Source organism: Bradyrhizobium sp. RT6a (genome assembly GCF_040547675.1).
Classification (GTDB): Bacteria; Pseudomonadota; Alphaproteobacteria; order Rhizobiales; family Xanthobacteraceae; genus Bradyrhizobium.
The window spans coordinates 50487-64609 of sequence record NZ_JBEPQC010000014.1; the positions used below are offsets into that span (position 1 = coordinate 50487).

At 65.0% G+C, this 14123-nt stretch carries 13 protein-coding genes; 12 read left to right on the forward strand and 1 reads right to left on the reverse strand.

What is annotated here, in order from left to right:
• The first annotated feature begins 18 nt into the window (after window positions 1-18).
• The 8 genes from ABIC03_RS37970 to ABIC03_RS38005 are packed head-to-tail and all read left to right on the forward strand — an operon-like array spanning window position 19 to window position 7086.
• Complete coding sequence (locus ABIC03_RS37970) at window positions 19-1053, forward strand: ABC transporter ATP-binding protein (protein ID WP_354065876.1); 1035 nt, start codon at window positions 19-21, stop codon at window positions 1051-1053.
• Entirely contained in the window at window positions 1050-1925 is an 876-nt protein-coding gene (locus ABIC03_RS37975) for an ABC transporter permease (protein WP_354065878.1), read from the forward strand. The genes ABIC03_RS37970 and ABIC03_RS37975 overlap by 4 nt, the downstream gene beginning before the upstream one ends.
• Entirely contained in the window at window positions 1922-2728 is an 807-nt protein-coding gene (locus tag ABIC03_RS37980; protein WP_354065880.1) for an ABC transporter permease, read from the forward strand. Before ABIC03_RS37975 ends, ABIC03_RS37980 begins: the two co-directional genes overlap by 4 nt.
• Window positions 2729-2737: 9 nt before the next feature.
• Entirely contained in the window at window positions 2738-3874 is a 1137-nt protein-coding gene (locus tag ABIC03_RS37985) for an NAD(P)/FAD-dependent oxidoreductase (RefSeq protein ID WP_354065882.1), read from the forward strand.
• Window positions 3875-3893: 19 nt separating this feature from the next.
• The gene (locus ABIC03_RS37990) at window positions 3894-4190 is read left to right on the forward strand and encodes a (2Fe-2S)-binding protein (RefSeq protein WP_354065884.1); all 297 of its coding nucleotides are present in this window, start codon (window positions 3894-3896) and stop codon (window positions 4188-4190) included.
• Entirely contained in the window at window positions 4187-5605 is a 1419-nt protein-coding gene (locus ABIC03_RS37995; protein ID WP_354065886.1) for an FAD/NAD(P)-dependent oxidoreductase, read from the forward strand. Before ABIC03_RS37990 ends, ABIC03_RS37995 begins: the two co-directional genes overlap by 4 nt.
• Window positions 5602-6723, forward strand: coding sequence for an NAD(P)/FAD-dependent oxidoreductase (locus ABIC03_RS38000; protein WP_354065888.1), 1122 nt, complete (start codon window positions 5602-5604; stop codon window positions 6721-6723). The genes ABIC03_RS37995 and ABIC03_RS38000 overlap by 4 nt, the downstream gene beginning before the upstream one ends.
• A 15-nt stretch (window positions 6724-6738) precedes the next feature.
• Window positions 6739-7086 (forward strand): RidA family protein, encoded by a 348-nt coding sequence (locus ABIC03_RS38005; protein WP_354065890.1) that lies wholly within the window; start codon window positions 6739-6741, stop codon window positions 7084-7086.
• Between the two features lie 264 nt (window positions 7087-7350).
• Here the strand turns inward: ABIC03_RS38005 and ABIC03_RS38010 are convergent, their stop codons facing one another.
• On the reverse strand, window positions 7351-8685 hold the full coding sequence (locus tag ABIC03_RS38010) for a dicarboxylate/amino acid:cation symporter (protein WP_354065892.1): 1335 nt from the start codon (window positions 8683-8685) through the stop codon (window positions 7351-7353).
• A 125-nt stretch (window positions 8686-8810) separates the two neighbouring features.
• Here ABIC03_RS38010 and ABIC03_RS38015 point away from each other — a divergent pair, with 125 nt between their 5' ends.
• The 4 genes from ABIC03_RS38015 (at window position 8811) to ABIC03_RS38030 (ending at window position 14123) form a co-directional block, all read left to right on the forward strand.
• On the forward strand, window positions 8811-10130 hold the full coding sequence (locus ABIC03_RS38015) for a solute carrier family 23 protein (protein WP_354065894.1): 1320 nt from the start codon (window positions 8811-8813) through the stop codon (window positions 10128-10130).
• A 72-nt stretch (window positions 10131-10202) separates the two neighbouring features.
• Window positions 10203-11039, forward strand: coding sequence for an SDR family oxidoreductase (locus ABIC03_RS38020; protein WP_354065896.1), 837 nt, complete (start codon window positions 10203-10205; stop codon window positions 11037-11039).
• A gap of 52 nt (window positions 11040-11091) precedes the next feature.
• Window positions 11092-11898: an NAD-dependent protein deacetylase gene (locus ABIC03_RS38025; RefSeq protein ID WP_354065898.1), complete on the forward strand. Its 807-nt coding sequence runs from the start codon at window positions 11092-11094 to the stop codon at window positions 11896-11898.
• A 140-nt stretch (window positions 11899-12038) separates the two neighbouring features.
• Window positions 12039-14123, forward strand: a complete 2085-nt coding sequence (locus ABIC03_RS38030) for a hydantoinase/oxoprolinase family protein (protein ID WP_354065900.1) — start codon at window positions 12039-12041, stop codon at window positions 14121-14123.

Below are 14123 nucleotides of genomic sequence, written 5' to 3' on the forward strand. Positions count from 1 at the left end.
CATACCGGAGACAGTGCGATGGCCTATCTCGAGCTCGAAGGGGTCGCCAAGCAATTCGGAGCGCAGACTGTCGTCGATGACTTCAGTCTCGCGGTCGGGAAGGGGGAGTTCATCTCCTTCCTCGGCCCCTCCGGCTGCGGCAAGACCACGACGCTGCAGATGATCGCGGGCTTCCTCGACCCCACCCGCGGCGCAATCCGGCTGGAAGGCAAGGACCTGACCGCGATCCATCCGGCCAAACGCGGGCTCGGGATCGTATTCCAGAGCTACGCGCTGTTTCCGCACATGACCGCGGCCGAGAATGTCGCCTTCGGCCTCGAGATGCGCAATGTGCCGCGCGGTGAACGGACCGAGCGTGTCCGCGCCGCGCTTGCGATGGTCGGGCTTGCCGGCTACGAGGAGCGTCATCCGCGCCGCATGTCCGGCGGCCAGCAACAGCGCGTGGCGCTGGCGCGCGCGCTGGTGATCAAGCCGAGCGTGCTGCTGCTCGACGAGCCGCTATCCAATCTCGACGCCAAGCTGCGCGAGGAGATGCAGATCGAGCTGCGCCAGATCCAGCGCACCATCGGCACCACCACGATCCTCGTCACCCACGACCAGAACGAGGCGATGTCGCTGTCCGACCGCATCGTGGTGATGAGCCAGGGCCGGATCGAGCAGATCGGCACGCCGCAGGAGACCTATGAGAAGCCGGCCTCGGCCTTCGTCTCGCAGTTTTTGGGCAAGACCAACGACTTTGCCGCGACGATCGATCGAACGAGTGCGCCTGCGCGATTGATCGCGGGCTCGTGGAGCGCGCCCGCGCCTGCCGGGCGCAGCGGTGCCGTCACCATCAGCATTCGCCCCGAGCGGATCGACTTTGGCGACGCAGGCCTCAGCGCAAAGATCGTCACGCGCATCTTCCAGGGTAATCACTGGCTGTTCCAGTGCGAGAGCGAATGTGGCCCGGCGACCGTGATCCGCCAGAATGACGGCCAGTCGCAGCCGGTCGAAGGCGAGGCAGTTCACCTCACTTGGCGGCCGGAGGACATGGGCGTGAGGGGCGTCGCATGAGCGCTTCCGCCGAGGAACGAAACGCACGCACGCCCTGGGCGCTGACCGCGCCCGCTTTGATGCTGTTCGTCGGTGTGCTCCTGATCCCGCTGGCCATGACTGTGATGCTGTCGTTCCACGACTGGGGCCAGTACAAGGGCATCGAGTCGGTCTTCATCCTCAAGAACTGGCATGAGATCGTAACCGATCCCTATTACGCCGAGATGTTCTGGCGGACGTTTCGCATCGCGATCCTGACCACGCTGCTCACCGCCGTGCTTGGTGCGCCCGAAGCCTACATCCTCAACCGCATGAGCGGCCGCTGGAAGAGCGTTTTCCTGCTGGTCATCCTGGGGCCGCTGCTGATTTCCGTGGTGGCGCGGACGCTCGGCTGGGCGCTGCTGTTCGGCGGCAACAACGGGCTCGTCAACAAGCTGCTGATGTCGGCCGGGGTGATCCGCGCGCCTATCCCCTTCATGTTCACCGAAACCGGCATGGTGGTCGCGCTTGCGCATGTGATGATGCCGTTCATGGTGCTGTCGGTGTGGGCGGCGCTGCAGCGTCTCGATCCGCAGATCGAGAATGCCGCGATGTCGCTCGGCGCCGGCCCTGTGACCATCATCCGCCGCATCATCATGCCGCAGATCATGCCGGGTGTGCTGTCGGGGGCGATCATCGTGTTTTCGCTCTCGGCCAGTGCGTTTGCGACGCCCGCGATCATCGGCGGCCGCAGGCTCAAGGTCGCGGCGACGCTCGCCTATGACGAATTCCTCAACACGCTGAACTGGCCGCTGGGTGCGGCGGTCGCCACGCTGCTGCTGGCCGCGCTGGTCTTGATCGTCGTCGGCAGCAACGCACTGATCGAGCGTCGTTACGCGGAGGTGTTCCGATGAGCCGGAACGGGCCGCTCGCGCTGATCTTCCACACCATCTTTGTCATCGTCATGGTGGCGCCGATCCTCGTCGTCTGCCTCGTTGCGTTCACGCCTGAAGGCTTCCTGTCGCTGCCGACAAACGGCTTTTCGTTGCGCTGGTTCAGGGCGATCGCCAACTATCCCGAATTCGTCCATGCTTTCTGGGTCAGTCTTGGCCTTGGCGCACTGTCCTCCTTCGTGGCGCTGCTGTTCGCGGTGCCTGCCGCGCTGGCGATCGCGCGCTATCGGTTCCGCGGTCGTGACACATTGGCGGCATTGTTCCTGTCGCCACTGATGATCCCGCATGTCGTGCTCGGCATCGCCTTCCTGCGCTTCTTCACCTCGGCTGGCCTCGGCGGCAGCTTCGCCGCGCTGATCATCGCGCATGTCATCATCGTGTTTCCGTTCGCGCTGCGGCTGACGCTCGCCGCCGCAACCGGCATGGACCTCTCGGTCGAGATGGCGGCGGTCTCGCTCGGCGCCGGCGGCTGGACGCTGTTCCGTCGCGTGACTCTGCCGTTGATCCTGCCCGGTGTCATCAGCGGCTGGGCGCTCGCCTTCATCCAGTCCTTCGACGACCTCACCATGACCGTCTTCCTCGCGGCACCCGGTACCGAGACGCTGCCGGTGCGAATGTTTCTGTACATCCAGGACAACATCGATCCGCTGGTGACGTCGGTCTCGGCCTGCGTGATCGCGATCACCATGACCGCCCTCATTCTGCTCGACCGCTTCTACGGGCTCGACCGCGTGCTCGCCGGCAAGGGCGATACAGGGCGATAGGAGAAATCCATGCGAACAGATTACGACGTCGCCGTCGTCGGCGGCGGATTGCTCGGCTCCGCCATCGCTTGGGGCCTCGGCCGGCTCGGCAAGCGCGTCGCTGTGCTCGACGAAGGCGACATCACCAAGCGTGCCTCGCGTGCCAACTTTGCGCTGGTGTGGGTGCAGAGCAAGGGTCTCGGCATGCCGGCCTATACGGTGTGGACCGTGCAGGCGTCACAGGCATGGAGCCGGCTCGCGTCCGAGCTGAAGCAGCAGACCGGCCTGGATGTCTCTCTTCAGCAGAATGGCGGCTTTCATCTCACGCTCGGCGAAGACGAATTCGGCCAGCGCGCCGAGCTGGTCAAGCGCATGCACAACCAGACTGGCGCCGCCGACTACAAGATGGAGATGCTGTCGGCATCCGAGGTGAAGAAGGCGCTGCCGCTGATCGGGCCCGAGGTCTCGGGCGGCAGTTATTGTCCTCTCGACGGTCACGTCAATTCGCTGCGCACGTTCCGAGCGTTCCACACCGGCTTCAAGGCATTCGGCATCGATTATCTTCCGGAGCGTCCGGTCTCGGCGATCAGCAAGAGTGGCGACGAATTCCGCCTGACCACGCCGCAGGGCGAGCTCCGTGCCGCCAAGGTCGTGCTCGCCGCCGGCAATGCCAACCAGACGCTGGCGCCGATGGTCAGTCTCTACGCCCCGATGGGCCCGACCCGTGGCCAGATCGTGGTGACCGAACGCACCATGCCGTTCCTGCCGCATCCGCTGACCACGATCCGCCAGACCGACGAAGGTACGGTGATGATCGGCGACAGCAAGGAAGACGAGCTCGACGATCGCGCGATGAAGCATTCGATCAGCGCCGTGATGACCGATCGCGCCCAGCGGATGTTTCCGCATCTCGCGCGGCTCAACGTGGTCAGGAGCTGGGCCGGCATCCGCGTCATGCCGCAGGACGGCTTTCCGATCTACGACCAGTCGGAGACGCATCCCGGCGCCTTCGTCGCCTGCTGCCATTCCGGCGTGACGCTCGCCTCCAACCACGCTTTCGAGATCGCGCGGATGGTCGCGCAGGGCGCGCTCGAGCCGGAGCTGGTCGGCGCGTTCTCGGCTAGCCGTTTTGGCGCCGCCGGTGCTGCGAACAACAGCGGCTACTAAGGACATTGAAGGAACCCAGATGTTCAAACGATCCGCACAGGACAAGCGGCCGCCGGTGCAAATCTTCGTCGATGGCGTCGCCGTCGCGGCGCGGCAGGGCGACACCGTCTCCGCGGCACTGCTGGCCTCGAACTGCGATGCGCGCCGTTCGACCGCGGTGAGCGGCGCGCTGCGTCTGCCCTATTGCATGATGGGCGTGTGCTTCGATTGCCTCGTCACCATCGATGGCGTCGGCAACCGGCAGGGCTGCCTGGTGCCAGTCACTGAGGGCATGCAGATCGAGATTCAGAAGGGCAAGCGGGAGATCGGAAAATGACTGTGGCTCCCAAGCGCGAAGAATACGATGTCGTAGTGATCGGTGCCGGCCCCGCCGGCCTCGCCGCTGCTACGGCGTCCGCCGAAGCCGGCCTGTCGACGCTGCTGCTTGACGAGAATGTCGGGCCCGGCGGCCAGGTGTTCCGCGCCATCGCCTCGACGCCGGTGACCGAGCGCAATCAGCTGGGCGCAGGCTACTGGGTCGGCGCCGATCTCGTGCAGGCGCTGCGCGCGAGCGACGCCGAGGTCATCCACCGTGCCACCGTCTGGAGCCTCGACCGCAATCTTGATATCGCCGTCTCGGTCGGCGGCGCCTCTGCGTTCGTCAATGCGAAGCGGGTGATCCTCGCGACCGGTGCGCTGGAACGGCCGTTCCCGATTCCGGGCTGGACGCTGCCGGGCGTGATGACCGCGGGCGCGGCGCAGACGATGTTGAAATCATCGGCCCTGGTGCCGGACGGCCGCACGGTGATCGCGGGGCAGGGGCCGTTGCTCTGGCTGCTCGCCGCGCAGATTTTGCGTCTCGGCGGCCGCATCGATCGCATTCTCGACACCACCGAGCGCGGCAATTATTTTGCGGCTCTTCCCCACGCCTTCGCGTTTCTGACCTCGCCCTATTTCACCAAGGGCCTGTCAATGATGCGCGAGGTGAAGGCGAAGGTGCAGGTCGTCTCCGGCGTCACCGAACTTTCGGCATCCGGCGACGGCCAGATCGCGAGCGTGAGCTATGTCGCCGGCGGCAAGCGCGAGACCATACCTGCGGATCTCTTGCTGCTGCATCAGGGCGTCGTGCCCAACGTCAATCTGGCGATGGCGGCCGGAATCGAGCACCGCTGGGACGATTTGCAATTGTGCTGGTCTCCGGTGCTCGATGCCAGCGGAAATTCATCGGTCGCCGGCATTGCGATTGCTGGCGACGGCGCCGGCATCGGCGGTGCGAACGCAGCCGTGGTGCGCGGCCGCATCGCGGCACGCGCGGCCGTGGAGGCGTTGGCGCCTGCGGCTGCCGCAAAGCTCCCGGCAATGGCGGGCCTCCGCGCAGATCTCGCCAAGGCCGACCGTGGCCGCGTTTTCCTCGATAAGCTGTTCCGTCCGGCGCCGCAGTTTCGCATTCCCGCGGGCGACACCATCGTCTGTCGCTGCGAGGAGGTCACTGCCAAGGATATTCTCGACGCCGTCGCGATCGGCGCGACCGGGCCGAACCAGCTCAAGGCCTATCGCCGCACCGGCATGGGTCCGTGCCAGGGCCGGCTCTGCGGCCTCACCGTGACCGAGCTGATGGCGCAGGCGCGGGGCAAGAGCCCGCAGGAGATCGGCTATTACCGGCTGCGCGCGCCGGTCAAGCCGATCACGCTCGCCGAGCTTGCCGCGGTTCCGAAGAGCGAAGACGACATCAAGGCGGTGGTGCGCGGATGACGAAAAACGTGGATGCGATCGTCGTCGGCGGCGGCATCCACGGATGCTCGACTGCGCTGCATCTGTGTCTCGCCGGCCTGAAGCCGGTGCTGATCGAGAAGGATTATGCCGGCCGCCACGCCTCCGGCGTCAATGCCGGAGGCGTGCGCCAGCTTGCGCGGCACATCCCGGAAATCCCGCTTTCGATCCGCTCGATGGGAATCTGGGAGAAGATCACCGACCTCCTCGACGACGATTGCAGCTTTGAGAGCTATGGTCAGGTTCTCGTCGCAGAGAACGAGGAGGAACTCGCGGTCTGCCGTGCACGTGTGGCCGAGCTCAACGCGCTCGGCTTCACCCACGAGGAGCTGATCGATGCGGCCGAGCTGCGGCGCCTCGTGCCTGCGGTCGCCGAGACCTGTCCCGGCGGCGTGGTCTCGCGCCGCGACGGCGCGGCCAATCCGGCGCAGACGACGACGGCGTTCCGGCGCAAGGCCGGGCAGCTCGGTGCGACCGTGCGCGAGGGCATTGCCGCCACGAACATCAGGTACACCGATGGCCTCTGGCATGTCGATGTCGGCGCTGAGAGCTTTGCCGCGCCGGTGCTCGTGAACGCCGCCGGCGCCTGGGCCGGGACCATCGCAGCCGCGCTCGGTGAGCCCGTTCCGGTCGAGACCGTGGCGCCGATGCTGATGATCACCTCGCGCGTGCCGCACTTCATCGATCCCGTCGTGATCCTGCGGGGGCGCAAACTGTCCTTCAAGCAATTCAAGAACGGCACGGTGCTGATCGGCGGCGGCCATCTGGCCACGCCCTATCAGGATCGAAACGAGACGGTGCTGGACTGGAAGAGCCTCGCGACCAGCGCCCGCACAGTGTTCGAGCTGTTCCCGGTGATGCGCGACGCGACGATCATGCGGGCCTGGGCCGGTATCGAGGCGAAGATGAAGGACGACATCCCGGTGTTCGGACCGAGCAGCCGCCACAAGGGCCTCTATCACCAGTTCGGCTTCTCGCTGCACGGTTTCCAGCTCGGCCCCGGCGCGGGCGCCGTCATGGCGGAGCTGATCGTCAACGGCGGCACCCAAACCCGCATCGGCGATCTCGGCATCGACCGTTTCCATCCTTCCACGCTCTAGCATCAAGAGGACATCATGAGCATTAGCCGCAGCATCCGCACCCCCATCATGCACCGCGCCGTCGAAGCCAACGGGTTCGTCTTCATTGGCGGCACCATCGCCGACGACACTTCGGTGTCGATGGGCGAGCAGACCCGCAACATCCTCGGCAAGATCGCCGGCTATCTGAAGGAAGCGGGCACCGACAAGTCGCGCGTCGTGAGCACCTCGATCTTCGTCACGGATCTTTCGAAGAAGAAGGAGATGGACGCGGTCTGGACCGAGTTCTTCGGCGACAATCTGCCGACCCGTGCCACCGTCGGCGTTGCCGATCTCGGCGGCAGCGCGCAGATCGAGGTCGTGGTCACCGCGCTCAAAGGCTAACGGCGTCTGCCGATGTGGACTGAAGCCCGGCGTCCAGCCGCAGGAACGACGATGCCAATCCAGGCCGTCGACGGCGCGCCGGTCCCGGCGCGTCGCCCCTTGCAGTGATTTTCAAAAACCCGACGCCCTGCCCCCAGCGCGTCGGGTGGAAAACATGAGTATCAATCCGTGATCCCAACGCGATAGTTGTGACTCGCGGCGCGCCAATTGACCACTCCGGGAAACTACCGCGTTGGAACCGGGCTCCGCCAACCTGCGCGCGGCCTAGGAGGCGGCGCTGCCGCCCGGTTCAAGCGCCTCACCCATCTCCAGCGGATGGGCCATGGTCTCGTGCAGCGCATCGCGGTCGAGCTCGCCCTCGGAGATGCTGATGACGACGCAGGCGACGCCATTGCCGATCAGATTGGTCAGCGCGCGGCACTCGCTCATGAACTTGTCGATGCCGACCAGGATCGCGATCGATTGGATCGGGATGTCAGGCACGATCGAGAGCGTTGCTGCGAGCGTGATGAAGCCCGCCCCGGTCACGCCCGAGGCGCCCTTCGAGGTGATCATGGCGATGCCGAGAATGCCGAGCTCCTGCCAGATGGTCAGATGGGTATTGGTCGCCTGCGCCAGGAACAGCGTCGCCAGCGTCATGTAGATGTTGGTGCCGTCGAGGTTGAAGCTGTAACCGGTCGGAATGACGAGCCCGACCACCGAACGCGAGGCGCCGAGATGCTCCATCTTCTGGATCATCTGCGGCAGCACCGTCTCTGATGACGAGGTGCCGAGCACGATCAGCAGCTCGTCCTTGATGTAGGCGATGAAACGCAGGATCGAGAAGCCGGCGAGCCGCGCGATTGCGCCGAGCACGACCACAACGAACAGGATGCTGGTGAGATAGAACGTGCCGATCAGGGCCGCGAGGTTGAGCAGCGAACCGAGGCCGTAAGCCCCGACGGTGAAGGCCATTGCGCCGAACGCCCCGATCGGGGCGACGCGCACGATGATGCGGATGATGCCGAAGAACATCTTCGCGGCCTTGTCGATCGCCTCCGCAATGGGCTCGCCGGCCTTGCCGAGGAACGCGATGGCGAAGCCCGACAGGATCGAGATCAACAGCACCTGCAACAGATCGCCGCGCGCGATGGCGCCCAGATAGCTGTCGGGAATGATCGCCAACAGATGGGCGACGATGCCTTCTTCCTTGGCCTTGGTGACGTAGGTTGCCACCGATTTCGGGTCGATCGTGGCGGGATCGATGTTGAAGCCGTGGCCGGGCTGGAGCACCTCGCCGACCAGCAGGCCGACCGCGAGCGCGACGGTCGAGACTGTTTCGAAATAGATCAGTGACTTCAGCCCGACCCGGCCGACGCGCTTGAGGTCGCCCATCGAGGAGATGCCGTGCACCACCGTGCAGAAGATCACCGGCGCGATCATCATCTTGATCAGCGCGATGAAACCGTCGCCGAGCGGCTTCAGGGCCTTGCCGAGATCGGGATAGAAATAGCCGACGAGCACCCCGAGTGCGATCGCGATCAGCACCTGGATGTAGAGGATCTTGTACCAGGGCTGGTGCCGGCGGTGGATGGCTGGCTGGATCGCAATCTGTGTCATAGAATAGGCCCCGGAACGTATTGATCTTGTTTGATTTGCATCATGTGATGGCCGCCGCAGAAGCGACAATCACATTTTTGTCTGTTCGCACGAAGATCGGTCGCTGCACCGCAACTGGGGGGAACATGCCGATTGCAACGGGCTCAGATGAGCGAGCGCAAGGCTATTTCCCTCGTTGGACTCTGAAGTCCTCCGGCGTGATCATGCCCGAGGAGCGGCTGCCGCTTGGCCAGACCGTCGTCTCCGGTCTCCAGCATTGCGTCGCGATGTCGGGCTCCACGATCATCGCGCCGCTGCTGATGGGGTTCGATCCCAATGTTGCCGTGCTGTTTTCCGGCATCGGCACGCTGATCTTCTTCATCATCGTCGCGGGGCGCGTGCCGAGCTATCTCGGCTCGAGCTTCGCGTTCATCGCGGTCGTGATCGCCGCCACCGGCTACGTTGGGCACGGGCCGAACCCGAACCTGTCGGTTGCGCTTGGCGGCATCGTCGGAGCCGGCGTCCTCTACGGCGTGATCGCGCTGATCGTGATGTGGTCGGGGGTTGGCTGGATCGAGAGGCTGTTGCCGCCGGCCGTCACCGGCGCCGTGGTCGCCGCGATCGGCCTCAACCTCGCGCCCGTGGCGGTCAAGGCAGTGAGCGCCAATGCGTTCGACACAGCAATCGGGCTCGCGACCGTTCTGATCATCGGCGTGGTTGCCGTTGCCGCACCTGGTCTATGGCGCCGCCTGCCGATCATTCTCGGCGCGATCGGCGGATATGTTTTGTACCTGTTGTTCGCGAACGGCCTCGGATTCGGCAAGCCGATTGACTTCACCCAGCTTGCGGCCGCGCCGTGGATCGGACTGCCGAGTTTTACCACGCCGACCTTCCAGGCCGATGCGATCGTCCTGATCGCGCCGGTTGCGATCATCCTCGTCGCCGAGAACCTCGGTCACATCAAGGCCGTCGGCGCCATGACGGGCCGGAGCCTTGACGACTATCTCGGCCGCGCCTTGCTCGCCGACAGCCTCGCAACCATCGTGGCTGCTTTCGGCGGCGGCACCGGCGTTACCACCTATGCCGAAAACATCGGCGTCATGGCGGCGACGAAGGTCTATTCGACCTTGCTGTTTGCCTTTGCGGCCCTGGTGTCGATCGTGCTCGGCTTCTCGCCGAAATTCGGCGCGCTGATCCTCTCGATCCCGGGTCCCGTCATCGGTGGGCTCTCGATCGTGCTGTTCGGATTGATTGCCGCGATGGCCGGCCGGATCTGGGTCGAGAACAAGGTCGACTTCTCAAGTCCGGCAAACCTGATCACCGTCGCGGTCGCGCTCACCGCAGGCGCCGGCGATCTCACGCTCAAATTCGGCGCCTTCACGATCGGCGGGATCGGCACCGCAACCTTTGGCGCTATCATCCTGTATCAGATACTGACCTCGCCATTCTCGCGCCGCGCCGAATGAATCGCAGCGATGCGCTGAGGGATGGAACAAAAAGCCGGTTCCGTCGCTGATCAGGCATCTCGGAGAGAACCCATGCCACAAACCGATCGCTCGACCTCGTTTCACTCGCGTCTTGTCGGCCAGTACGCGCTGGTGACCGGCGCCTCCCAGGGCATCGGCCGTGCCGTCGCCATCCGGCTCGCTCAGGAGGGCGCCACCGTCGCCATCAACTATTTCGGTCACCCTGAAGGGGCCGAGGAGACACTCGCGCTCGCGCGGACGGCATCGGGTGACCGCGGCCATGGCAAGCTCGATCACATTATCGTCAAGGCCGACGTCAGCAGCGAGCAGGACGTCGCTGCAATATTCGAGACGATCCTGGCGCGCTGGAAGCGCCTCGACTGCCTCGTCAACAATGCCGGCTTCCAACAGGAATCGCCGAGCGAGTCGCTCGACATCGAAACCTATCGCCGCATCATCGACGTCAATCTCAACGGCGCCGTGTTCTGCGCCCAGAAGGCGCTCGCGCATTTCGTCGCGCGCGGCGGAGGTGGCAGCATCATCAACTGCTCCAGCGTGCACCAGATGATCCCGAAACCCGGCTACCTCGCTTATTCCATCAGCAAGGGGGGCGTGGCCAATCTGACGCGCACGCTGGCGCTGGAATTCGCCGGCCGCGGCATTCGCGTCAATGCGGTTGGCCCCGGTGCGATCGATACGCCGATCAACGCGGCCTGGACCGGCGATCCGGAAAAGCGCGGCGTGGTCTCCAGCCACATTCCGCTGGGTCGCGTCGGCACGCCGGAAGAGATCGCCGCGGTGTTCGCCTTCCTCGCCTCGGATGATGCCAGTTATATCACGGGGCAGACCATCTACGCCTGCGGAGGCCTGACGCTGTTTCCTGAGTTTCGGGAGAACTGGGCAAGCTAGCGGGCTTCCTCGCCATCTGGCGAAACCGGCCTGCGCAGACTACATCTGCGCCATGACAAACCATCCGCTCCGGGATTTCGTCGGCCAGCACGAACGTCTGTTCGTGCTGACCGGTGCTGGCTGCAGCACCAATTCGGGCATTCCCGATTATCGCGACAGTCACGGCAACTGGAAGCGGACCCAGCCGGTGAACTTCCAGGCGTTCATCTCTGAAGAGCATACGCGCCGGCGCTATTGGGCACGCAGCCTGATCGGCTGGCGGCGGTTCGGCCAGGCGAGGCCGAACGATGCGCATCACGCGCTCGCCCGGCTCGAAGCGAGCGGGCATTGCCAGATGCTGCTGACTCAGAACGTCGACCGGTTGCATCAATCCGCCGGCCATCGCCAGGTCATCGACCTGCACGGAAGGCTCGATCTGGTCCGCTGCATGGGCTGCGGCCGAAAGACGCCGCGGAGCGAATTCCAGGAGACGCTCGGCCACGCCAATGCGGAATGGTTGACGCTCGACGCCGCCGACGCACCCGATGGCGATGCCGACCTGAAGCATGCGGATTTTTCGTCGTTCAAGGTGCCTCCTTGCGAAGCCTGCGGCGGCATCCTCAAGCCCGATGTCGTGTTCTTCGGCGAGAACGTCCCGCGCGACGTGGTCGCTACCGCGCAGGATCATCTGGCGCAGTCCGACGCCATGCTCATCGTCGGCTCGTCACTGATGGTCTATTCCGGCTTCCGCTTCGTGCAGGCTGCTGCGCAACGGCCAATCCCGATCGCTGCGGTCAATCTCGGACGCACCCGGGCCGATGATCTCCTCACTCTGAAGGTCGAGGAGCGCTGTGAAGCGGCGCTTGCATTCCTGCTCTGATCGCGCGGGCTGCGAACACGCCTTGCCTATTGCATAGGTGCCAAGCAGAATAGCTGGACACAGCATGTTCCTGTCATCCATGGCATGGAAATTGCTGCGCTTTTGTCCTCAGTCTCGACGATCAGCACGGAGAATTTGGAATGCTTGAGGGAGCCGAGGTGCGGCTTGCCGTCGATATCGGTGGCACGTTCACCGACATCGTGCTGGACGTGGGTCAGGATCGCAAGACGCGCAAATTGCTGACGACGCCGCAGCGGCCCGAACAGGCGGTGCTCGATGGCATGCGGCTCATTCTCGCTGGTGCGCGTGCCCATATCAGCGACATCGACGTCTTCATTCACGGCACGACACTCGCGACCAACGCCATCATCGAGCGTCGCGGCGCCAAAACGGCGTTGATCGCGACGGAGGGCTTTCGCGACGTGCTCGATATCGGCACCGAGAGCCGCTACGACCAGTATGACCTCACCATCGACAAGCCGAAGCCGCTGGCGCCGCGATCTCTGCGCTTCACCGTGCCCGAGCGTATCGACGCCCACGGCGGCGTCCGCCTCCCGCTGGACGAAGCGGCGGTACGTGCGCTCGCGCCAAGATTGCGTGCGTTGAACGTCGAGAGCGTCGCGGTCGCCTTCCTGCACTCCTACGCCAATCCTGAGCACGAGCGCCGCACGGCTGCGATCATCAGTGAGGAGATGCCCGGCATTTCCGTGACCGTATCGTCCGCGGTGTGCCCGGAGATCCGCGAATATGAGCGCACATCGACTGCGGTGGCCAACGCCTATGTGCAACCGCTGATCGACGGCTATCTCGCCCGCATGTCCGACGCCTTGCAGGTCGAGCAGTACCGCGGTGCGATCTATCTCGTCACCTCCGGCGGCGGCGTCACCTCGATCGAGACGGCGCGGCGCTTTCCGGTGCGCCTCGTCGAATCCGGTCCTGCCGGCGGCGCCATTTTCGCGGCGCAGATCGCGGCGCGTCTCGGCGAGAGCAAGGTGCTGTCCTTCGACATGGGCGGCACCACGGCAAAGATCTGCCTGATCGAAAAATACCAGCCCGAGACCTCGCGCGTGTTCGAGGTCGATCGCGCTGCGCGCTTCCTGAAAGGTTCGGGTCTGCCGGTGCGGATTCCCGTGATCGAGATGGTCGAGATCGGCGCCGGCGGCGGCTCGATCGCCCATGTCGATGCGATGAAGCGCGTCACGGTCGGCCCCGAGAGTGCCTCGTCGGAGCCCGGGCCTGCCTGCTACGGCCGCGGCGGCCTGCGCCCGGCCGTGACGGATGCCGACGTTGCGCTCGGCATGATCGATCCCGACGACTTCGCGGGTGGAACGATCAAGCTCGACCCTGAGCTCTCGAAGCAGGCCCTGCTGCGCGCCGTGGGCGAGCCGCTCGGTCTGTCGGCGGAGACTGCGGCCTATGCCGTGCACGAGGTTGTCTGCGAGAACATGGCGAGTGCGGCGCGCGTGCATGCGGTCGAGCGCGGTGAGATTGTCGGTCAGCACACTCTGATCGCCTTCGGCGGCGCGGCACCGCTGCATGCGGCGCGTGTCGCCGAGAAGATCGGTGTCTCTCGCGTGATCGTCCCTTCCAATGCCGGTGTCGGTTCGGCCGTTGGCTTCCTTGCGGCTCCGATCGCCTATGAGCTGGTGCGCAGCCGTCATGTCCGGATCGACGATTTCGACACCGATGGTGTTTCCGACCTGCTCCAGGAGATGGTGACCGAGGCGCGTGCGCTGGTCGAAACGGGGGCAGCAGGTGCGCCGGTGCGCGAGCGCCGCGCCGCCTTCATGCGCTATGTCGGCCAGGGCCATGAGATCTCGATCGAGTTGCCGAACCGGCGGTTGGCGCCGACCGATCTGGCCGGCCTGCGCCAGAAGTTCGAAGCGGATTATGCGGCGATGTTCGAGCGATCGATCCCGGGTGCGGCGATCGAGGTGTTGAGCTGGTCCGTGCTTGCGACGACCGAGGCGCGCAATCCGGCTACGGTCGCGGCCGTCACGCGCAGGCCCGCCGGGAAGGCGACCGGCAGCCGCAAGTTCTTCGATGGCCGGGCGGGGGAGGTGATCGAGATCCCGCTCTACCGCCGCGAGGATATGGCGCCAGGCGCGACGATTGCAGGTCCCGCCGTGATTGCGGAGGACGAAACGTCCACCTTCGTCTCCAACAGTTTTGACGCGCATATCGACGGTGCCGGCAGCATCGTCATGGAACGGAAGGCGGCCTGA